The 15,799-nt window shown below is 67.8% G+C and carries 35 protein-coding genes; 1 reads left to right on the top strand and 34 read right to left on the bottom strand.

Going from position 1 to position 15,799, the window contains the following annotated elements:
* Positions 1-4: 4 nt before the first annotated feature.
* The 32 genes from ACIBQ1_RS09830 to ACIBQ1_RS09675 all read right to left on the bottom strand — a co-directional run bounded on the left by ACIBQ1_RS09830 (position 5) and on the right by ACIBQ1_RS09675 (position 14,395).
* Positions 5-1,753 carry a hypothetical protein gene (locus ACIBQ1_RS09830; RefSeq protein WP_397276045.1) on the bottom strand — a complete coding sequence of 583 codons (1,749 nt, stop codon included), beginning with the start codon at positions 1,751-1,753 and terminating at the stop codon, positions 5-7.
* A 1-nt stretch (position 1,754) separates the two neighbouring features.
* On the bottom strand, positions 1,755-2,051 hold the full coding sequence (locus tag ACIBQ1_RS09825; protein WP_397276043.1) for a hypothetical protein: 297 nt from the start codon (positions 2,049-2,051) through the stop codon (positions 1,755-1,757).
* A 25-nt stretch (positions 2,052-2,076) separates the two neighbouring features.
* Positions 2,077-2,490, bottom strand: coding sequence for a hypothetical protein (locus ACIBQ1_RS09820; protein ID WP_397276041.1), 414 nt, complete (start codon positions 2,488-2,490; stop codon positions 2,077-2,079).
* Positions 2,491-2,500: 10 nt separating this feature from the next.
* Positions 2,501-2,794, bottom strand: a complete 294-nt coding sequence (locus tag ACIBQ1_RS09815; protein ID WP_397276040.1) for a hypothetical protein — start codon at positions 2,792-2,794, stop codon at positions 2,501-2,503.
* A 14-nt stretch (positions 2,795-2,808) separates the two neighbouring features.
* Positions 2,809-3,975 (bottom strand): hypothetical protein, encoded by a 1,167-nt coding sequence (locus ACIBQ1_RS09810; protein WP_397276038.1) that lies wholly within the window; start codon positions 3,973-3,975, stop codon positions 2,809-2,811.
* A 9-nt stretch (positions 3,976-3,984) separates the two neighbouring features.
* Positions 3,985-4,491: a hypothetical protein gene (locus ACIBQ1_RS09805; protein ID WP_397276036.1), complete on the bottom strand. Its 507-nt coding sequence runs from the start codon at positions 4,489-4,491 to the stop codon at positions 3,985-3,987.
* A 148-nt stretch (positions 4,492-4,639) separates the two neighbouring features.
* Positions 4,640-5,029, bottom strand: coding sequence for a hypothetical protein (locus ACIBQ1_RS09800; protein ID WP_397276034.1), 390 nt, complete (start codon positions 5,027-5,029; stop codon positions 4,640-4,642).
* A 270-nt stretch (positions 5,030-5,299) separates the two neighbouring features.
* A complete protein-coding gene (locus ACIBQ1_RS09795) occupies positions 5,300-5,527 on the bottom strand; it encodes a hypothetical protein (protein ID WP_397276033.1) in 228 nt (75 codons plus the stop codon).
* 265 nt (positions 5,528-5,792) lie between these two features.
* A complete protein-coding gene (locus ACIBQ1_RS09790) occupies positions 5,793-6,053 on the bottom strand; it encodes a hypothetical protein (RefSeq protein ID WP_397276032.1) in 261 nt (86 codons plus the stop codon).
* A 160-nt stretch (positions 6,054-6,213) separates the two neighbouring features.
* Complete coding sequence (locus ACIBQ1_RS09785; protein ID WP_397276030.1) at positions 6,214-6,387, bottom strand: hypothetical protein; 174 nt, start codon at positions 6,385-6,387, stop codon at positions 6,214-6,216.
* Entirely contained in the window at positions 6,384-6,701 is a 318-nt protein-coding gene (locus ACIBQ1_RS09780; protein ID WP_397276028.1) for a DUF6221 family protein, read from the bottom strand. The genes ACIBQ1_RS09785 and ACIBQ1_RS09780 overlap by 4 nt, the downstream gene beginning before the upstream one ends.
* Positions 6,694-6,828: a hypothetical protein gene (locus tag ACIBQ1_RS09775; protein ID WP_397276027.1), complete on the bottom strand. Its 135-nt coding sequence runs from the start codon at positions 6,826-6,828 to the stop codon at positions 6,694-6,696. Before ACIBQ1_RS09775 ends, ACIBQ1_RS09780 begins: the two co-directional genes overlap by 8 nt.
* 59 nt (positions 6,829-6,887) lie before the next feature.
* Positions 6,888-7,661, bottom strand: coding sequence for a hypothetical protein (locus ACIBQ1_RS09770; RefSeq protein ID WP_397276025.1), 774 nt, complete (start codon positions 7,659-7,661; stop codon positions 6,888-6,890).
* Positions 7,662-7,798: 137 nt separating this feature from the next.
* Positions 7,799-7,960 carry a hypothetical protein gene (locus tag ACIBQ1_RS09765; RefSeq protein ID WP_397276023.1) on the bottom strand — a complete coding sequence of 54 codons (162 nt, stop codon included), beginning with the start codon at positions 7,958-7,960 and terminating at the stop codon, positions 7,799-7,801.
* Complete coding sequence (locus ACIBQ1_RS09760; RefSeq protein WP_397276021.1) at positions 7,957-8,355, bottom strand: helix-turn-helix domain-containing protein; 399 nt, start codon at positions 8,353-8,355, stop codon at positions 7,957-7,959. The genes ACIBQ1_RS09765 and ACIBQ1_RS09760 overlap by 4 nt, the downstream gene beginning before the upstream one ends.
* On the bottom strand, positions 8,352-8,528 hold the full coding sequence (locus ACIBQ1_RS09755; RefSeq protein WP_397276746.1) for a DUF6011 domain-containing protein: 177 nt from the start codon (positions 8,526-8,528) through the stop codon (positions 8,352-8,354). The genes ACIBQ1_RS09760 and ACIBQ1_RS09755 overlap by 4 nt, the downstream gene beginning before the upstream one ends.
* Before the next feature lie 35 nt (positions 8,529-8,563).
* Complete coding sequence (locus tag ACIBQ1_RS09750) at positions 8,564-8,941, bottom strand: hypothetical protein (RefSeq protein WP_397276019.1); 378 nt, start codon at positions 8,939-8,941, stop codon at positions 8,564-8,566.
* Positions 8,928-9,134, bottom strand: a complete 207-nt coding sequence (locus tag ACIBQ1_RS09745; RefSeq protein WP_397276018.1) for a hypothetical protein — start codon at positions 9,132-9,134, stop codon at positions 8,928-8,930. The genes ACIBQ1_RS09750 and ACIBQ1_RS09745 overlap by 14 nt, the downstream gene beginning before the upstream one ends.
* Positions 9,124-9,483 carry a hypothetical protein gene (locus tag ACIBQ1_RS09740; RefSeq protein WP_397276016.1) on the bottom strand — a complete coding sequence of 120 codons (360 nt, stop codon included), beginning with the start codon at positions 9,481-9,483 and terminating at the stop codon, positions 9,124-9,126. Before ACIBQ1_RS09740 ends, ACIBQ1_RS09745 begins: the two co-directional genes overlap by 11 nt.
* Positions 9,476-9,745 (bottom strand): hypothetical protein, encoded by a 270-nt coding sequence (locus ACIBQ1_RS09735; protein ID WP_397276014.1) that lies wholly within the window; start codon positions 9,743-9,745, stop codon positions 9,476-9,478. Before ACIBQ1_RS09735 ends, ACIBQ1_RS09740 begins: the two co-directional genes overlap by 8 nt.
* The gene (locus tag ACIBQ1_RS09730; RefSeq protein ID WP_397276013.1) at positions 9,738-9,974 is read right to left on the bottom strand and encodes a hypothetical protein; all 237 of its coding nucleotides are present in this window, start codon (positions 9,972-9,974) and stop codon (positions 9,738-9,740) included. The genes ACIBQ1_RS09735 and ACIBQ1_RS09730 overlap by 8 nt, the downstream gene beginning before the upstream one ends.
* A 22-nt stretch (positions 9,975-9,996) precedes the next feature.
* Positions 9,997-10,476 carry a hypothetical protein gene (locus tag ACIBQ1_RS09725; protein WP_397276011.1) on the bottom strand — a complete coding sequence of 160 codons (480 nt, stop codon included), beginning with the start codon at positions 10,474-10,476 and terminating at the stop codon, positions 9,997-9,999.
* Positions 10,469-10,678 (bottom strand): hypothetical protein, encoded by a 210-nt coding sequence (locus tag ACIBQ1_RS09720; RefSeq protein WP_397276009.1) that lies wholly within the window; start codon positions 10,676-10,678, stop codon positions 10,469-10,471. The genes ACIBQ1_RS09725 and ACIBQ1_RS09720 overlap by 8 nt, the downstream gene beginning before the upstream one ends.
* On the bottom strand, positions 10,671-11,177 hold the full coding sequence (locus ACIBQ1_RS09715) for a hypothetical protein (RefSeq protein ID WP_397276007.1): 507 nt from the start codon (positions 11,175-11,177) through the stop codon (positions 10,671-10,673). The genes ACIBQ1_RS09720 and ACIBQ1_RS09715 overlap by 8 nt, the downstream gene beginning before the upstream one ends.
* Positions 11,174-11,434 carry a hypothetical protein gene (locus tag ACIBQ1_RS09710; RefSeq protein WP_397276006.1) on the bottom strand — a complete coding sequence of 87 codons (261 nt, stop codon included), beginning with the start codon at positions 11,432-11,434 and terminating at the stop codon, positions 11,174-11,176. The genes ACIBQ1_RS09715 and ACIBQ1_RS09710 overlap by 4 nt, the downstream gene beginning before the upstream one ends.
* 3 nt (positions 11,435-11,437) lie before the next feature.
* Complete coding sequence (locus ACIBQ1_RS09705) at positions 11,438-11,698, bottom strand: hypothetical protein (protein WP_397276004.1); 261 nt, start codon at positions 11,696-11,698, stop codon at positions 11,438-11,440.
* Between the two features lie 78 nt (positions 11,699-11,776).
* Positions 11,777-12,229 (bottom strand): hypothetical protein, encoded by a 453-nt coding sequence (locus ACIBQ1_RS09700; protein WP_397276003.1) that lies wholly within the window; start codon positions 12,227-12,229, stop codon positions 11,777-11,779.
* Positions 12,230-12,275: 46 nt separating this feature from the next.
* Positions 12,276-12,470, bottom strand: a complete 195-nt coding sequence (locus tag ACIBQ1_RS09695; protein WP_397276002.1) for a hypothetical protein — start codon at positions 12,468-12,470, stop codon at positions 12,276-12,278.
* Between the two features lie 60 nt (positions 12,471-12,530).
* A complete protein-coding gene (locus ACIBQ1_RS09690; RefSeq protein ID WP_397276001.1) occupies positions 12,531-12,884 on the bottom strand; it encodes a hypothetical protein in 354 nt (117 codons plus the stop codon).
* A gap of 35 nt (positions 12,885-12,919) precedes the next feature.
* Complete coding sequence (locus ACIBQ1_RS09685; RefSeq protein ID WP_397275999.1) at positions 12,920-13,126, bottom strand: hypothetical protein; 207 nt, start codon at positions 13,124-13,126, stop codon at positions 12,920-12,922.
* Between the two features lie 64 nt (positions 13,127-13,190).
* Positions 13,191-13,568 carry a hypothetical protein gene (locus tag ACIBQ1_RS09680; RefSeq protein WP_397275998.1) on the bottom strand — a complete coding sequence of 126 codons (378 nt, stop codon included), beginning with the start codon at positions 13,566-13,568 and terminating at the stop codon, positions 13,191-13,193.
* A 293-nt stretch (positions 13,569-13,861) separates the two neighbouring features.
* On the bottom strand, positions 13,862-14,395 hold the full coding sequence (locus tag ACIBQ1_RS09675) for a hypothetical protein (RefSeq protein ID WP_397275997.1): 534 nt from the start codon (positions 14,393-14,395) through the stop codon (positions 13,862-13,864).
* 118 nt (positions 14,396-14,513) lie between these two features.
* Here ACIBQ1_RS09675 and ACIBQ1_RS09670 point away from each other — a divergent pair, with 118 nt between their 5' ends.
* Positions 14,514-14,756, top strand: coding sequence for a hypothetical protein (locus ACIBQ1_RS09670; RefSeq protein ID WP_397275995.1), 243 nt, complete (start codon positions 14,514-14,516; stop codon positions 14,754-14,756).
* Between the two features lie 4 nt (positions 14,757-14,760).
* On the opposite strand, the gene ACIBQ1_RS09665 is transcribed toward ACIBQ1_RS09670, so the two are convergent.
* Positions 14,761-15,330, bottom strand: a complete 570-nt coding sequence (locus tag ACIBQ1_RS09665; protein ID WP_397275993.1) for a hypothetical protein — start codon at positions 15,328-15,330, stop codon at positions 14,761-14,763.
* A complete protein-coding gene (locus ACIBQ1_RS09660; RefSeq protein WP_397275991.1) occupies positions 15,327-15,677 on the bottom strand; it encodes a hypothetical protein in 351 nt (116 codons plus the stop codon). The genes ACIBQ1_RS09665 and ACIBQ1_RS09660 overlap by 4 nt, the downstream gene beginning before the upstream one ends.
* Positions 15,678-15,799 lie beyond the last annotated feature (122 nt).

The raw sequence follows: 15,799 nt of genomic DNA, 5'->3' as shown, positions 1-15,799 counted from the left end.
GGCACTACTCGCCTCCCCCCAGGTCTGGTGTGCCGACGGGCCAGGTCATGCCAACGGTCCCTGCGGGCCATCGCAGTACGGCTGGACCGTGCGCCCAGGCGAGCCGTGGCGGGCCGACCGACAGGACGCCGAGCACGTCGTCAACCGCGTCCGAGGTTCCGCTGAACGCGGCCGCCAAGACGGGTAGAGAGCCCGCCAGGGTCCCGCTGGGCTGCTCGGTGACCGTGCCGCTCAGCAGGGCCGCAAGCGTGGGCAGTGAGGCCTGTACCTGGCCGGCCGCTGTGGCGTCGCCCTGTACCGCAGCGCTGAGTGGCGGCAGGAGGGCCGCGATGTCGCCAGCGGCGAGCGCCGATCCGGTGAGGTTCGCGGAGAGCGAGGGCAGGGTGCCCTGCGCAGTCCCGATGACCGTGGCGGCACCCTGTAGAGCGGCGGACAGCGGTGGCAGGGTGGCCACGGTGTCGCCCTCGACCTCTGCCGTCCCGGCAAGGCTCGCAGTGAGCGAGGGGAGGACGCCGGAGAGGGTTCCGCCGTCCGCCTGCGATGTTCCCGACAGGGCAGCAGTGAGGGCGGGCAGGGTGGTGGCGAAGGTGCTGGCCACCTCGACGTCCGCCGACAAGCCTGCCGCCAGCGGTGGAAATGTTCCGTCTGCCGTGCCCGCAACGAGCGCCGCGGCAGCCAGGTCAGCGACCAGCCCGGGGAGCGTCCCGTCGATCGATCCGTCGACCTGGGCCGCGCCTGCCAGGTCACCAGCGAGCGTCGGGAGGGCCGCGGCGAGCGCGCCTTCAGCGTAGGCGGTGCCGCTTGCTGTGGCGGCGATGCCGGGCAGAGTGGCGGCCAGCTCGCCGCCGGCGGCTGCGCCGGCAAGCGACGCTTGGATCGGCGGCAGGCCTGCGGTGATGCTGCCCTCGACGGCCGCGGCGCCGTCGAACACCGCGGCGAGAGACGGCAGAGTGGGGGCAGGCGTCCCGACTACCGTGACGGTCCCCGACGCGCCAGCGGCCAGGGCGGGCAGCGTACCCGTCGATGAGCCTTCGACTGTGGCAGCACCTGCAGCGTCGGCGGCGATGGCTGGAAGTCCGGCGGTGACGTCACCGGAAATCGTTTCGCCGCCGCCCGCGCCGGCGATGACGATGGACGCCGACGCGTACTGCGAGGCGGCGCTGATGGTAGCGGTGCGGGTGCCGGTCGCGCCGGAGGCGGCCAGGACCTGGCGGGCGGTGCCGAGCCTGCTGAAGGGGCCGACTGAGTCGGCGACCTGGAGCAGGTTCGTCATGCCGCTCGGCGCGGCCGTGAAGGTCGGGCCGCCGTGCGGGGCGCCCGTCTGCCAGAAGCACAGCAGCAGGTCATCGGCGCCGACCGCCGTCGCGGACGGCGCGACCGGGCTGGTGGTCTGCGACGCCGACGCGTTGGACTGAGCGTCGTCGACAGCCGACCAGTCGCGCAGCACGTACACGAAGAGGTAGACCTCTTCGCTGGAGACCGGGCTGACCGTGACCGTCTGCGCGCCGCCAGAGGTCACCTCACGCGTGTAGAGGCGCAGGTGAGCGGTGTTCGTCCCGGCGTCGCCGTACGCCTCCTCCACCCAGGTACCCGCCGTGCCGGTCGGGGCGGTCATGCCGGCGCCGTCGAAGTAGTTGTTCCCGAACGCGGCGACCAGGAGATCGCCGGCCTGGGTGCCGGCGCCTGTGGTTACGGAAGCGGTGGCGCCGCTGTCGGCGTCTGAGAGGACCTCGATGATCGTGGGGGTGGCCACACTAGTAGACCCCCACTCCGATCAGCCTCTTGGCGAAGGTGCGGTAGTCGTACGGCAGCGTCCGCGCCGCCGCGCCACTCTGGAAGACGCCGGCGAGGTCGGCGAGGTCTGCGAAAGCTGACTTCAGCGTGTTGGCGTCGGCGGTGGAGAATCCGAGCGCCTCCAGGTCGGTGACGGACACCGAGTCCAGCCACGCTTTGAACTCCTGCACGTCGCTGAGCGCGGCGAAGACGCTGCGTGCGATGGTGCCGGATACGGCGTTGATCTCGGCTTGGGTGACTTGCAGCCCCGCAACCATGCGTTCCCCTTGCTGTTTGTGGATGTCAGCCCGCGGGCATGGTGACGGTGCCGGAAGTGATCTGGACGGACACCCCGATGCTGATCGTGGCCGTGTTCAAGATCAGCTCCGTGCCGCTGGTGCCAGCCGAGCCGTCCACGACGGTGGCCTCGTTGCGGTCGATGATGCGGAACCACCCGGCCGTACCCGCCGCGACGCCAGTGGTGGACAGCGGGGTGCCGAGCAGCGTCGCCACACCGGTGGATGCGGCTGAGAATGCCGGGTTCGCGAGGTTCACCTCGGCCAGCAGTGTGCCGGAGGCGGCGTCGTTCGCGCTCGCAGGCTGGCTGCCGGAGTAGATGCGCAGCCTGCCTTGCGGGTTGGTCGAGCCGACGTCGATCTTGTCCACGATCGCGTCGCAGGCGGCGTTGCGGCTCGCGGTAGGGATGCGGGTGGCCATCCGGCCCTCCTCAGGTGATGTGGAGCGGGTAGGGGCCGAGGACGGGGATCTCGGGCGACGATGTGATCTTGACCCAGATGCCGTACGTAGTGCCCTTGGTCAGCGGCAGAAGCGTGGCCGGGCCGATGAGGATCGCGGCGCTGGTGCCGATCCAGTCGGCTGCTTTCCAGTCGCCTCCGGCCGGGTCCTGGCCGTCGGGCACGATGGCCATGTCGACATCCAGCGTGACCAGGTTGGCCGGGCCGCCGAGGACCGGGACTTTGACGTACTCGACGCTGATGCTGGGGATCTTCAGGACAGCCACGCCGCGACCTCCCGTCAGCTGGTGGGCGGCAGTGCAGACCAGGCGCGGGCAGCGCCGTCGGCATTCCACGAGCGGGCGGCTGAGGACGATGCCCAGGCTCGGGCGGAGTCGCCGGTGGCCCAGTCGTCGCCCGGGGAGCCGGCCGCCCAGCCGCGAACCGGCCCGCTGGAGGTGACGGTGATGTCGTTGGGCGGGATCTCGACCTCGCCGGCGATGGCGGTGGTGAGAGCCGGGAGCTGGGCGTTGAGGGTGCCGTCGACAGTGACGTCGGCGGTGAGGGATGCCGTGAGAGGCGGCAGGGTCGCGTCGAGGAGGTTGACGGACACGTCGCCGCTCAGCGTTGCGGTGAGCGGCGGGAGGGTGGCGGCCAGCACGGCGGTGGTGTCGACGACCGCGGTGAGGCTGGCTCCGATGGGCGGGAGTGCGGCGGCGAGTTGGCCGGCGACTTCGACCGTGCCGGTGGCGCTGGCGGTCAGCGGCGGAAGAGTCGCCGCAAGATCTCCCGTGACGGACGCTGCCGCAGGCGGGACGATGACCGTACGGGTGCGTGACCGCCACGAGATCGGCGGCCCGTCCTCGGTGGTCGTGCCCGAGCCGCCCGACAAGGTTTGGGCGTTGCCGCTGAAGTCGACCGTTTCGGCGGCCAGGAGCGGATACCAGCTTTTAACGTTCGCGGTCCGCCGGGGCACGTACGCCCAGATCTCGGCCTCGAGCTCCGCCTGAGACAGGGTGGCGCCCGTCCAGATCTTGAACGCTGCGACGCAGCCGTTGAGGAACTGGCCCGAGAAGACGCTGGCGCAGATGCGCAGCGTGTCGGCGTTCGTGGACGCCTGACCGTTCGACCAGGTGGTTGCCGTGGCCGTGGCGTCGCTGGTGCGCTGCAGGACAGCCGTGCCGTTCGCGCCGTTGACGGCGATGCCGACATAGCACCACGTGCCGACGGTGAGCGAACCGAGGGTGCGGTTCGCGCTGCCGTCGCTGTACAGCAGAGTGGTGCCGTCGGTGTCCGTCTGGAGGAGGGCGTAACCGGAGGCGAACCCGTTGTCGAGGCTCCAGATGGAGCTGAGGGCGTTGCGGTCGACGCTGATCTTCAACCAGCAGGAGATGCTGAATTGCGTGGTCGCGCCGAGGCTGATCGCCCGAGTGTATGCCTCGCCAGAGGCGTCGAAGCGGACCGCCACGAGGGCCTCCTACGTGTCGGAGTAGGAGAGCCGCACGGAGGTGACAATCACGTCGGCGGTGATGCTGTCGGTGGACGGGTTGCGGGCCAGACGGAGCCAGCACTCGTCACCGGCCGCCATGCTGTCGGTGTCCGTGATCGTGATCGTCGTTTTGTGCAAGCGGCGGGCAGTGGTGCCGAGGTGTGTGCCCGTGGCGAGGGGCGATGACCCGAACCCTGCGGATTGGACATCCTCGGTGTCGGTGTTCGGGGTGATGCAGGCGACTCCGGCAGCCCAGTCGACGGTTCCGGATGTTCCGGAGGCGGCGTACCAGATGACGTCTACGCTGAGGTTGCCGGAGCCGTATTTGAAGGGGCTGAACTTCCAGAACGCGTACTCGGATGTGGTGCCGGCGCCGTCGAAGGCGAGGCCGGTGACCGGCTGGTTGGTGCCTTCGACGCGGACCATCTGCGGGAAAGCGAGGCCGGTGCGGAAAGCGGCTTCCTCGGGGGCGAGGTATTGCTCGACGATGGCCATGTCACCTCCACCTGGACCTGTACGGCGCTCGCCGTCCCTTACACACAGTGATCAGCACCGTATTGCGCCGACCTGCACTCTCCTTGATCCCGGTCAACCTCGCCCACCGGCGGGCAACCGACAACCAACCCGCCCGCGTCACTCGCTGTTACGACACCGAGCGGAGGTGTCTAGGGACCACGCTCGGCACCAGCGACCGCTGCTCTGCCGTCAACGCCAGATCGTCAAGGATGCGCTGGATCACACCCACGATGAGCGCGCCCTGCTGCTCAGCGAGACGCACCTGCCGCTCCGCGATACCCGCCGCAAGCGCCGCCTTGCACACGTCCGTCAAGTGCTTACGCTCAGCCCGGTACAACTCCAGCCACACGCTCGGCCGGGCCGCCTTGGTCGTGTCGATGCCCGCAAACTCGGTGGCACCCTTGTCGACCTCTTCGACGAGACCCCACACCAGATCATCGGCCTCGGTCTCGCTGACCTTCTGCTGCAACCAGGCGACGTGGCCGGCCGTCCGGTGAACCTCCTCCAGCAGCGCCACCGCCGGATCCACCTCGCGAGCCAGCCCGTACGTGGACACAGCGCGCCTGGCCTGCTCCATCCGAGCGGCCACAACGTGCGTCTCCGAGCAGCCCCCGTGAAGCTTGCACGCGCCCGAACCGGCATGTGGAGTACCCCAGCCGCGCGGGCGGTGGCAGTAGGTTCCCGACCCGTCCCGCTTCTTGCCGTGGCAGTAGGGCCCATCACAGCATCGGCTATCACGCGGTGGTTCGTTGGAGGCTGTTGTCATGATGTGCCTCCTCTGGACCGGTCAGGTTCTGGTGCGTGGCACGTTGCTGTAGTCCTCACCCTTGACCGGCTCTACCTCGTGGGCTCTCATCCACGACGTGTGGGGTTCGAGGCTGCCTCTGAAGCCGGGCACGTCGATCACGTACTCGACGAGGGCTTCCCACTCGCCGTGGGCCGTCTTCCGCCATTCCAGGAGGTAGCCGGCTTTCGCTGGGTGGCCTGGTAGGCGTACCACGGGAGGGTCTTGCACGTGGGCGAGCCTACCCAGGGAGTCGAACGGCTATTCGAGGTGGGGCCGGGCGGACGGCAAGCGTGCGGCGTGCGGCTGAAACCATCCGCCCGGAGTCGTTGGGGGTGGCGGCCTGGCCCGGCAGTCCTGCGGAACCCCTCGAACCGCAAGGAACAAAGCGACAGGCCGCCACCCGGGGGGCTCCACTGGGCAGGGCATCCACGGGGGCGGACGCGGGAGCAGAGCCCGGCTCTCCCCCAGCACCGAGGAGAGCGTCTACGAAGTTTTATGCGGCGGTGGCGCGGAGACGTTCCCGGTACTCGTCGCGGAGTTCGGGCGTCTTCGGTACGCGCTTACCCATGTGCAGGTGGGCGTCGATCGTGGACAGGTCTACGAGGTCGTAGTAGACGCGCCGACTGCCGAGGACCTGGGGGGTTGTGAGACGGCGGGCGTTGTAGCGGGCCGGCCAGTCACGCACGCTCGTCCAGGAGCGTCCGAAATGCTCGGCGGCGGCTTTCAGGGTGATCGGTTGAGCGTACTCCCGCATGCGTGTGCCCCCTAACATGCGAAAACGCCCCGAGCGTCTTGCCGACTCAGGGCGTAAATCACCACGATCAACGCTTAGTGTCGCAGGATTTTCGCAGGATACGCAAGTTGGACACGCCTGGGAATTGTGCCATGACGTGCCGACAGTTTCGGGCCCCTGGTTACGGCTTGGTCTCTACGGTCTTGATGCCGCCTCGCATGTTCACCCGCACGTGGAGGTGTGCCCCGCCGGGGACTTCGGCGTTGCGGGCTTCGTCCACGTAGGCGGCAAGTTCATCAAGAGTCATGCCGAGTTTGGGGTCGGCGGCATCGGCCTTCACGGTTCTGGTGATCAAAGCTTCCACCTCTCTTCGAAACCTTCACGGTCGGCGTAGTCCTGGGCGCGCAAGCGGCAGGCCAACTCCAACGCCTCCCGGCGCCCTTCTTCCCAGCCTGTCTCCCGGAACCCATCCTGGATGCGGAGCGCTTCAGCGTACTCGTCCACCAGCCTCCGGCCCGCTTCGACAGAGCGGCGCACCTGGTCAGGGACCTTGCAGGAGCAATCACCGAAGACCTGGAGCTTCCCGAGGTCGCATTCCGTTCTGTCATGGAAGTCGTTGGGGTCGATCTCGTCGAGCCGCGCCTTCAGGAAGGTGATCAGGTCATCCATTCACGACCTCCTCGTCGCCCTCGAGTCCGAGCCATTCCTGAACGGTCATGGTCATCGACTCCTTGGCCACGTCGAGCGGGAGGAAGAACGGGACGATTTGGGCGCTGCCGTCGGAGCGTTGGATCACATGTCCGGCCACGGTCGGACGGGGAGGAGAGGAAATCACAGTCCGTCCAGTTTCCCATGTCACACCGCCCCAGACACTAGATCGTTCTCTCGGTGCTCCAACTCGCGTCCCTGCTTGTCCCGTAGCTCCCGCTCCTCCCAGTCGGGGATGAGCCTGCCGCATGACCTGCACGCCCAGTGGTGCTCCTGCTCGCGTACAACCTGGCGGAGGGTGGCGCATCGAGGGCAGCGGATCGGCGACACGCTCCCCACAGGCTCCTCTTTGGCGAGGGCGCGAAGGACGGTCTCCCAGCGGAGAATGTCCAACCCGGACTTGATGTGGTCCTCGTCGGCGAGCAGGTTGTTCAGGTGCTCTGACAGCCAGCCGATCGTGCGGGATCGGGGGTGGGCGCCGCGGTGGGTGCGGTTGATCCGTGGGGCGTACCCGCAGGCGCCCCGCCATTCGTCTTCCACGTCCGCGAGGAAGCCGTACAGCTTGTCCAGAGCGTCGGCGGTAGGCGACGGGCTCGCGGAGCCTCTGGAGCCGCTCACGCGCCCTTCTTGGATGCTGCCGCGGTGCCCGTCCGAGCGGGCCGCGAGTTCGGAGGCGAGAACGTCGAGATCGAGCAGGGCTGCGCGGATGAGGCCCTTGCAGCGTCCGCAGAAGATGGGTTCGCCTGGCGTGGGATCGACGCTCGGCTCTTCAGGGGCGGGCGGGCAGGCGCCATGCTGGCCGCCGGCGATCCACTCGTCCACTTCGACGACGTGGGTTTCGAGGGCCTGCTCGTAGGCTGCGATGGTTTTCCGAGCCGCGTTGTTGCAGGGACCACAGCAAGATTCAGGACTGATGGGCACGGTGCTGACCTTCCCCCGAGGGTCGTACTCTTGCGGGAAGACCTGATGCTCAAGAGGTCGGCGAGGGGCAGTGGGGTCGAGGCGGCTCTCCGGGTAACGGCGGAGGGCCGCTTTCGCGTTCAAGGTCCAGATTAGTGCTACGAATCCGCAGGTCGCATCTTGGTCACCTGCGGATTCTCCAGCCTGCGAGCCTGGCAGCGGTTGGCTCTCTCGTTGAGCAAAAGCGCCACCCCGTAGCCGACCAGGTTTAAGGCCAGCACGCCGACGTTGACCAGTGCCCAGAAGGCGTCGTCGCTCATGGTGCTGTCCCTTCGGGAGTCTCCGCGAGAACGACCGCAGCGCCTTGCAGGATGTCCGCAGTGTGTTCCAGTACGCGGGCGAGCGTGTCCTGGTCGACGTCGGGGAGGCGGCGGCTGAGCTCGGCCACCAGCAGTGCCTCCACGGTCGGCTGTGATGCCGCAGCGTCGGGGGCGACGCCGGCGAGGCGGAGTCCTTCAGCCAGAGGAATGCCCAGGGCTTCGCACAGCTTGCGCACGGTGTCGGCGTAGGGCGGGTTGGCTTGGGTGGCGATCCGGTCGTAGGTGACGCGGCTCAGGCCGGTCTTCTTCGCGAGTTGTTCCTTGGTGAGGCCACGGCGGGCTCGCTCGTACTCGGCCCGCTGGTGGAGCGGAAGCCCGGGGGTGGGGTTCGTCAAGGCGTCTCCTCCAACAGGTCGACTTGGCCCGGACAGTCTCCTCCGTCCCGCCGGGAGAAGCGTGGCGAGGACGGGTGGATGATCCCTAGCTTCTCGGCGCAGTCCGGCCCGTACCCGAGAGCGCGGGACTTCGGGTCCCACAGGAGGCGTCCGCTGCCGCCGAGACAGAGCATCGGCGGCAGCGGTGGGGCGTCGAGGTTGAGGAGGTTCACCGCCGGTTTCTCCTGCGCTGGCGGCGATGGTACTCGTGCCCGTTGATCGGTAGTGGTTTGGCGAACCCTGCCGGGTTACAAGTGGGGCAGTGGCGGTAGTGCTTGCGGTCCCCATGGCGGGCCTGCTTGTGGAACGCCGTCTGCATGCCTTTCAGGGCCGGAGCGAGGCTGTTGCCGATGCCCTCTGCCAGCGCTGTCGCCGTCCGCGCAAGCCCTTCAGCGAAGGCGGAGAAGGCCGTCAACATCTCCACCGAAGGAACCGGCATCGACGCAGGGACCGGCTCGTCAGGCGCCCACCGCATCGCGTCCTCGGACAGCGCGTAGTCGTCAAGGCAGGCGTCGATGGCGTCCAGCACGCCGTCAGGGTTCGACATGAGGTCTATCCTCCCCTGCGGTGTCGTCGAGTACGGCGAGGACTTGTTGGGCCACCAGCCACATGCCGGGAGCGTCCTTCTCGGCCATCGCCTTGTAGCAGACAGCGCGGACCTGGGCGATGCGCTGCCGTTCCCGCCCCAGCTTTTCCTCGGTGAGCCGGAGTTTGAGTTCGATGACCTTCTCAGCCGTCACGCTCGGGCCCCTCGGTGTCGTTGAGAGCGGCGAGGGCCTTGAGGAGTTCTCGGCCTACGCCGGAGTAGGTGGCGATGTCCCGGCCTGGGGGTGTTGCCGCCCACTGCTCAGCCTGGTCGCGGACGCGGGCGAGGAGGGCGCGGAGACTCTCCAGATCCTTATCCCGTACGGCCAACACAGCGTCGGCGAGGTCATCATCGGACGGGGTGGGGCCGGCGGTCTGGCGGAGCCGGGCGAGGATCGCTTCGGCGTAGCGCTGGCGGAGGTCGTCCTTGGGGTCTCGCATCAGACACGAGTCGGGGTCGATGCCTTCGCAGTTGTCGCAGCGGTGGCGGAGGTCGTCAGGCATGATCTTCATCCCTCCAAGGCTTGTACATGCGCATCTCGTTGAGCCGCTGCTCGTCGATGCGGATGACGCCGAGTTCCAGGAGGTGAAGCAGGACCGCGCGGACCTGACCGCGTGCGAGGTCGGACCCGGTCATCCCTGGATTCCGGTAGGGGCCGTTGCGTCCGAGCGTCCAGCCGTCAGCGGCACCCACGGCTATGCGGCGGATCCGGTCGAACGGGCTGCCCTCTGCCTCGTCTACGACGACGGTCACGTTGTCAGGCATCGGTGGTCCTTTCGGGTAGGGCAGCACGGAGGCGGTTCATCGCTGCGACTTCAGCGGGGAGGTTCTTGCCGCGATCCAAGTAGGTGCGGAGGTCTTCAGCAGAGACGACGACCATGCCCTGTGAGGCGAAGGCGTCGATGATCCTCTCGGAGATCGCGGCAGCCTCTACCTGGACGACCACGGGTCCGCCCGGCTGCTTCCAGTCAGGCCACATGTCCTTGGCGTTCATACACAGGACGGTGTGAATCACCTCAACGGGAGTCACGCGCTTCTCCTATCTGGCGGGCGATACGCGCTCCTCGACGTAACCCGCTCTCCCAGGTCAGGGATGTGTTGCCGGATGGTTTCTGGCGGAGGATCTCGCGGGCGATCTGTTGGGCGGTCTCTCGCCGTACCTGGTCGCAGCACGACGGCTCGTCGAGCACCGCGAAGAACGCCTCCACCTCCTCGGGCGTGAACGACTCTTTGCTCTGGAGGTCTTCGATCCGCTGCGGGACGGTGACGCCTTGAACGGTCGCCCACTCCTCCAGGGTCACACGGCCTGCGGCAGCGTCCTGGAGGGCCTGATGGCGGGCGTGGGCGGCGAGGATGGAAGCGGCGGCCTCCAGGAAATCGCGGGCGTCGTCCTCGAAGTCGGCCAGAGGTGGGCAACCGCCTGTGAACGTCCGCTCGTACTGGCCCTTGAGCCACACGGTGGCGGCTTGTAGAGCTTCCTGAGGGATGTCAGGCATGGACCACACCCCCGCCATGGGCGCACTCGCGGCACACGTCCCACACCTTGCCGGGCTCGCCGGCCACCGGCTCCAGCTCGTGGTGGCGGCAGAACTTGAAGCACACACAGCAGGCGACACGGCCGTCGGTCAGCCTGTCCAGTCGGACCCGCTCGCCCCCGTCGGCCAGCGGGACACGCAGGAAGTCTGCACCCTCAGGCATCGGCCACCTCGCCGAAGATCTCAGGGTGGGCGGCTTTCCACTCCGTCCAGTGCTTCATCGGCTCGTCCACGATCGTGTGGATGCGATCCATCACCTGCACCAGCGTCATCGGACCCGGCACCTTCGGGTATCCGTACTGGCCGCCACGCAAGCGCGGGGCCACCGGCACCCAGAACGGTCCGCGCTCCCAGGTGACGACCCGGTACGACCAGTCGTCACCCGCCCACTTGTGGAAGACCCACGTCACGGCGTCGGTATCGAAGGGGCGCTCCGACAGTTTCGCCTTGTAGGTCTTGTTGAACCAGTGTTCGCGGTACTCCTCGATGAACGATGCCAGCATCCGGGCTTCGGTGTCGGTGGGCCGGTCCTCGGATTCGCGGTCGAAGCACGCCGTGTACCGCCAGTGAGGGTAGGCGGACGTCACCGGGATGCGGAGCTTCGTCAGCGGGTCATGCTGGTCAGCGTCGTACGGCCAGTCGGTCGGCTGTGGTGCTGTCACTTGGACTCCTCCGGTCGCGTCTCAAAGCCGTGCGAGGGCATCACGAGTTCGGCTTCCCAGCCCTGCACGAACACGTCCTCGTCGGTCGCTCCCGCAGCCCGGCGTTCGGCGAGCACCATCGCGGTGATCGCCTGGTTTCGGGAGTACACGCCCCGCCGACCGGTTATCGTCCACCCGCCGTCAGGCCGGCGAACCGCTACCGTGTCGCACTCGTCAGAGGACATGCGGCCCGCGTCGTCGTCGATCTCGATGGCCATGGGTCAGTCCTCCTCGGTAGAGGAGTCCGGGAAGACCGCCCCAAGCTTGTGAACGAACTCCTCAAGCACCTGCTCGGCGCGGCGCTTCAGGACGTTGGCGTCGTCGTCCTGCAACGCCTGCGTGTCGAGGCCGGGAAGCTTCGTCCTGAGCGTGTGATTGGGGTCTTCGCGGCGGATCTTCCAATCGATGGTGAACAGGCACATGCCGCCCACGTAGCCGTTCACGCTGCTGTATGGGGCGTTCCTCCAGAGGATGCGGGGCATTGGGTCTCCTCTTGTCGTTGATGATCTTTGGTCTTGGTAGCGCCCTGTCCCGGCCGTACCGGGAGGCAGGGCGGACGGTCAGCGGTAGCGGATCTCTGCAAGCGCGGCGTTGATCTTCTCTGTCAGGGTTCGGTCAGCGTCGGACTCGTTGAACCGGTAACAGGCCAACTTCACTCGCCCGGTGTCGCGTCCGTCAGACTTCAGTCGCCAGTTCGCCGACGTGTCGAGGATCGCTTCGAAGGCTTCATTGGGGCTGGTGTGGTGCTTCTGGACCGCCTCGCCGATGACCTCGGCCACGTACGGCTCCTTGAGGTCGGAGAAGAACGGGAGCAGGTTGGCGATCACTCGCCGGGCGTAGTGGCCCAGAACGCCCTTCGGCGGGTGGCCTACGCCATCGCAGCGACTGCCGCCTGGGCGCAGGAAGCCACTTCCCTTGTAGGCGGCGTGGACATGCTGGCGCAGCGTCCCGTCCTTCTTCAGGCCCACATCGGTGCGCTCGCACACTCGGCAGCCCTGGTGCTCGTCGCTCATCGGTCGGTCTCCTGTCAGGTAGGGGCGGGGAAGCGGGTGTGCGCGGTCAGCGGGCAGCGCGGTCCAGTGCAGCCTTCGCCTTGGCGATGTACTTGCGTGCCTCAGCGGCAGCGTCTGCCTGCGCGTCGGTAGGTCCGGTGCCGGAAGCCCAGTCGGAGCGGAGCTCGTCCTGGGCGTCACCCAGGAGACGGTGGGCGTTGCGGCGCATCTGCTCGAACGTGGGGAGGTCCTGCTCGCTCATGTCGGTTCTCCGTTCAGGGGTAGGTGGATGGCTCAGCAGGGAAGTGCCGAGGCCCAAAGGTCAGAGGTACGGCCACGAGTCGTCCTCAGCCCGCCACGCGGTGTTGGCCAGCGCTCGGCGACGCTCGTGGCCGGCGGTGTCGTCGACCACACCCAGCTCGTCCAGGAGGGCGGCGACCGCCTCCAGCGTGCCGGGCCGCCGCTCGGCGAACGCCTCGAAGAACGCCTGGAACGCGGTGTAGGCGGCAGCCTGACCGGTGTGGACATGCACGGTGACCCACGACTCGAACGCGGCGTCAACGTCGGTCACAGTGAACCCCCACCGATCGCCCTCGCCAGGCACCCAGGAGCGGACCACGATCTCAGGCAGGAAGGTGTCCTCGTTGCGGTGCCGGTAGTAGGTCGGTGCGTCCACGCTGGGCTCCTGGTCGTCGAGGGGGTTGAGGGTGGTCAGCGCCAGCCGAACCGGTCGGCCAGGGCACGCTCGTGGGCGCGATCCTGTCGCGCCGACTCCAGCAGACGCTCCGCCCGCTCGTCGGGCGTGAGCGACCGGGCCTCGTCCACGGTGCGTGCGAAGTACTCGGCGTCGTCTTGCGCTCCCTGGATTTCGCCCAGGTCGGCGGTCTCGTCGTATCCGTGATTGCCCATGAGGCTCATGTCGGTCTCCTACGTCGAGGGGCTTGAGAGTGGAGCCCCGGGAGGGGAGATCTCCCGGGGGCGGTCAGGTGAGGCGAGCGCGGACGTCCTTCAGCCACGCGGCCACCTCGCCCGGATCGTCGCCAGTGGAGAGCCGGTCGCACGCCTGCTGGATCGCCGTGTCCAGGGCAGTGATGCGGCGGGCGTCCCTCTTGCGGTCGCGCTCGATCAGCCGGGCGTTGGAGATGAGGTTCGCCTCTTCCTGCTTCTCATGGGCGAGGTCGCGCAGGAGCCCGGCGTTGGACAGCAGCCGGATCACGCCCAGGCTGTAGTCGTAGGCGTGCACCATTACCCACCGGTACTGGTCCAGGGCGTCAATAGCGGCCTGCTCGGGCGCAGATCGCGGCGCGTCCTCGCGGAGGATCGCTCGGGCTTCAGCGGCGGCTTCGGAATCGGTGGCCATGAGCGTCGGGTCTCCTACGTCGGGGAGGGGCTATCAAGATCGGGGTTCAGGGAGAGGGGGTGGCCCCGGTCTCCCGGGGCCCTGAGGTCAGTCGCACGTGCAAGGGCAGGTCGAACGGCCCACGCTGTCGGTCGGGCAGTTACCTGAGGCGCAGCCGCTGGGGCAGCAGAAGCAGTCCTCACAGCCGGAGTGGTAGTCCGGGTAGTCGTCGTCCAAGGGAGCCTCCTCGTCGGGTGGACTGGCGTTCCGCGAGCCGCCCGAATCGTGTCGGGCGGCCGGGCGCAGCGTCAGTCCTAGTCGGCGGCCCATCCGGCGTAGTCGGGGGTGACGACCTGCACGACGCCGGAGTCCAGCACGCGGATCTGGGTGTGGCGGTGGATGCAGCGCTCGCGTCCGTCGCTGCTAACGATGTTCAGGTGGGTGTCGGAGCCGTAGTCCTCGACGTGGGTGATCCGGTGCCCGCCGGGGAGCGGGGCTCCCTCGCGCAGGGCGTGCACCCGGTAGCCGGACATGCCGCGCTGGGCGGGGACCGTAGCGACGACCGTGGAGGGGACGTGCTCGACCAGTTCGGCGAACGCCTCCTCAACGGTGTCGTGTAGGCCGGTGGTCACGCCGCAGTTGCAGGACAGGCCGGTCACAGGGCTGGGGAGCATCTCGCTGGTCACGGGGTGGACGTTGGTGTAGGTGGCGGCAGTGACTCCGTGGACGTCGGTGCGGTCCTCGTCCCAGTCGAGGTTGAGCAGGCCGGGGTGGGCCAGCTCGACGCCGAAGAACGAGTAGATGAGAGCGGAGTAGGCGGGCTTGGTACTGGTGACCATGAGCGTCATCACGTCTCCTACGTTGGGGAGTTTCGCAGCCATGTTTCGATCTTTGGTTTCGCAATCTACTTACGACTATGGACTACGACGCTAGGTTTCGCAAGCCGCTTTCGGTACTATCTTTCGCATGAGCCCTACCGACCCGATCGCCGCAGCCAGCAAGCGCTACCTGAAGCTGCAAGCCGCAGCCGACAAGGCCAAGAAGGAGTTCTTCGACCTGTGCGCCGAGCAGGTGAAGGCCGAGTTGGACACCGCAGACTCCATCGCCCCGCGCTCCTTCTCGACCGCTGTCACCATCCGCAAGGAGTTGAGAGCCAGGGGCGTGGAGCCGCTCTCTCGCGGCCCCCGCAAGCAGCCCGCCGGCGAGTAGCCGTTCACCGGGACTCCCCCTCAGGCTCGTCGTCGCGTGGATCCCATGTAGCGCTGCCATCCCGTTCGGTCGTCGCCCACACGAACGTCGGGCAGGGGTGAGCCCATCCGCACTCGCTACACTGCCCGGACGTCGTCCCGTGCGGTCCTGTGTCCTTGCTGTGAGCTTCGGCGATCCGGCCGAGCCGCTCCCGTGCGGAGGAGGTCAGCACGATCCTGGTGGCCCCGTTGTGCCCGTGGATCACCTTCACGGACTCGACCGACCGCCAGAACACGATCGACGGATGCTCGCCCCGCCACCGCACGGACACCGAGCCGTCCGGCCAGATCACGCCGTCAGCGACGACGCCGGTCCCGGAGACGCCGGACACGTCCACGTCCCGGACCAAGGCGAACAGGGTTGAGGCGGCCGTCGGGACACCTTGGAGTTGCTCCGCGGTGAGGGCGTCGCCGATGGCTTTGGCGAGTTCGGACACCCACTCGGCGGGCAGGTCGGCGGACGGGTCCACCACGCCGATGCCGTAGTCCAAGAACGGGAAGTCCCGGACGGTCTTCTCGATCGCTGGGCGGGTCATCGGGCGGCCACCTCGCCGTCCTGCTCGGCAGCCCGGCGCTTGGCGATTGCTTCCTTGGTGGCTTCCTCTGCCCGCGACCACATCCGCTCGGGCATGTGCCGCAGGTCGTCCGGAGTGAATGTGGCCTGGTCATTCTCCGGGGCGGAGACCATCACCTCGGGCGGGGGTGAGCCGCCGCGCCATCCGTACGCCGCCTTTCGGCACACCTCGGCAGCCTCCGCCTCGGCGTAGCGGCCCGCCTCCCACACGTCGGCCGTGTAGCCCCGCCTGTTCGGCTTCCACCAGGCGCCGTGCTCGTTCGACCAGACCAGCCAGACCTTCACGGGCGGCTCTTGGATGTCTCGCATCGTTCGGACTTCCCCTCGAATTGCGATCTTGATAAGTCATTTCATGATCGAAATGGGCACTGGTGTTTGGATCTTGGGACAGCTCGGAGCCCCAGAATCCACGGAGAGCCCCCTTTTGGGGT

Origin of the sequence: Nonomuraea sp. NPDC050153 (assembly GCF_044460125.1) — a bacterium.
Taxonomy (GTDB): Bacteria; Actinomycetota; Actinomycetes; order Streptosporangiales; family Streptosporangiaceae; genus Nonomuraea.
This window is presented reverse-complemented; position numbering and strand designations above follow the sequence as displayed.

Coding starts and splice junctions, on each gene's coding strand:
- ACIBQ1_RS09825 (WP_397276043.1), bottom strand. CDS start 2,051: ATGGTTGCGGGGCTGCAAGTCACCCAAGCCGAGATCAACGCCGTATCC.
- ACIBQ1_RS09820 (WP_397276041.1), bottom strand. CDS start 2,490: ATGGCCACCCGCATCCCTACCGCGAGCCGCAACGCCGCCTGCGACGCG.
- ACIBQ1_RS09805 (WP_397276036.1), bottom strand. CDS start 4,491: ATGGCCATCGTCGAGCAATACCTCGCCCCCGAGGAAGCCGCTTTCCGC.
- ACIBQ1_RS09790 (WP_397276032.1), bottom strand. CDS start 6,053: ATGCGGGAGTACGCTCAACCGATCACCCTGAAAGCCGCCGCCGAGCAT.
- ACIBQ1_RS09780 (WP_397276028.1), bottom strand. CDS start 6,701: ATGGATGACCTGATCACCTTCCTGAAGGCGCGGCTCGACGAGATCGAC.
- ACIBQ1_RS09765 (WP_397276023.1), bottom strand. CDS start 7,960: ATGAGCGACGACGCCTTCTGGGCACTGGTCAACGTCGGCGTGCTGGCC.
- ACIBQ1_RS09755 (WP_397276746.1), bottom strand. CDS start 8,528: ATGCTCTGTCTCGGCGGCAGCGGACGCCTCCTGTGGGACCCGAAGTCC.
- ACIBQ1_RS09750 (WP_397276019.1), bottom strand. CDS start 8,941: ATGTCGAACCCTGACGGCGTGCTGGACGCCATCGACGCCTGCCTTGAC.
- ACIBQ1_RS09740 (WP_397276016.1), bottom strand. CDS start 9,483: ATGCCTGACGACCTCCGCCACCGCTGCGACAACTGCGAAGGCATCGAC.
- ACIBQ1_RS09735 (WP_397276014.1), bottom strand. CDS start 9,745: ATGCCTGACAACGTGACCGTCGTCGTAGACGAGGCAGAGGGCAGCCCG.
- ACIBQ1_RS09730 (WP_397276013.1), bottom strand. CDS start 9,974: ATGAACGCCAAGGACATGTGGCCTGACTGGAAGCAGCCGGGCGGACCC.
- ACIBQ1_RS09725 (WP_397276011.1), bottom strand. CDS start 10,476: ATGCCTGACATCCCTCAGGAAGCTCTACAAGCCGCCACCGTGTGGCTC.
- ACIBQ1_RS09720 (WP_397276009.1), bottom strand. CDS start 10,678: ATGCCTGAGGGTGCAGACTTCCTGCGTGTCCCGCTGGCCGACGGGGGC.
- ACIBQ1_RS09710 (WP_397276006.1), bottom strand. CDS start 11,434: ATGGCCATCGAGATCGACGACGACGCGGGCCGCATGTCCTCTGACGAG.
- ACIBQ1_RS09705 (WP_397276004.1), bottom strand. CDS start 11,698: ATGCCCCGCATCCTCTGGAGGAACGCCCCATACAGCAGCGTGAACGGC.
- ACIBQ1_RS09700 (WP_397276003.1), bottom strand. CDS start 12,229: ATGAGCGACGAGCACCAGGGCTGCCGAGTGTGCGAGCGCACCGATGTG.
- ACIBQ1_RS09695 (WP_397276002.1), bottom strand. CDS start 12,470: ATGAGCGAGCAGGACCTCCCCACGTTCGAGCAGATGCGCCGCAACGCC.
- ACIBQ1_RS09685 (WP_397275999.1), bottom strand. CDS start 13,126: ATGAGCCTCATGGGCAATCACGGATACGACGAGACCGCCGACCTGGGC.
- ACIBQ1_RS09680 (WP_397275998.1), bottom strand. CDS start 13,568: ATGGCCACCGATTCCGAAGCCGCCGCTGAAGCCCGAGCGATCCTCCGC.
- ACIBQ1_RS09675 (WP_397275997.1), bottom strand. CDS start 14,395: ATGACGCTCATGGTCACCAGTACCAAGCCCGCCTACTCCGCTCTCATC.
- ACIBQ1_RS09670 (WP_397275995.1), top strand. CDS start 14,514: ATGAGCCCTACCGACCCGATCGCCGCAGCCAGCAAGCGCTACCTGAAG.
- ACIBQ1_RS09665 (WP_397275993.1), bottom strand. CDS start 15,330: ATGACCCGCCCAGCGATCGAGAAGACCGTCCGGGACTTCCCGTTCTTG.
- ACIBQ1_RS09660 (WP_397275991.1), bottom strand. CDS start 15,677: ATGCGAGACATCCAAGAGCCGCCCGTGAAGGTCTGGCTGGTCTGGTCG.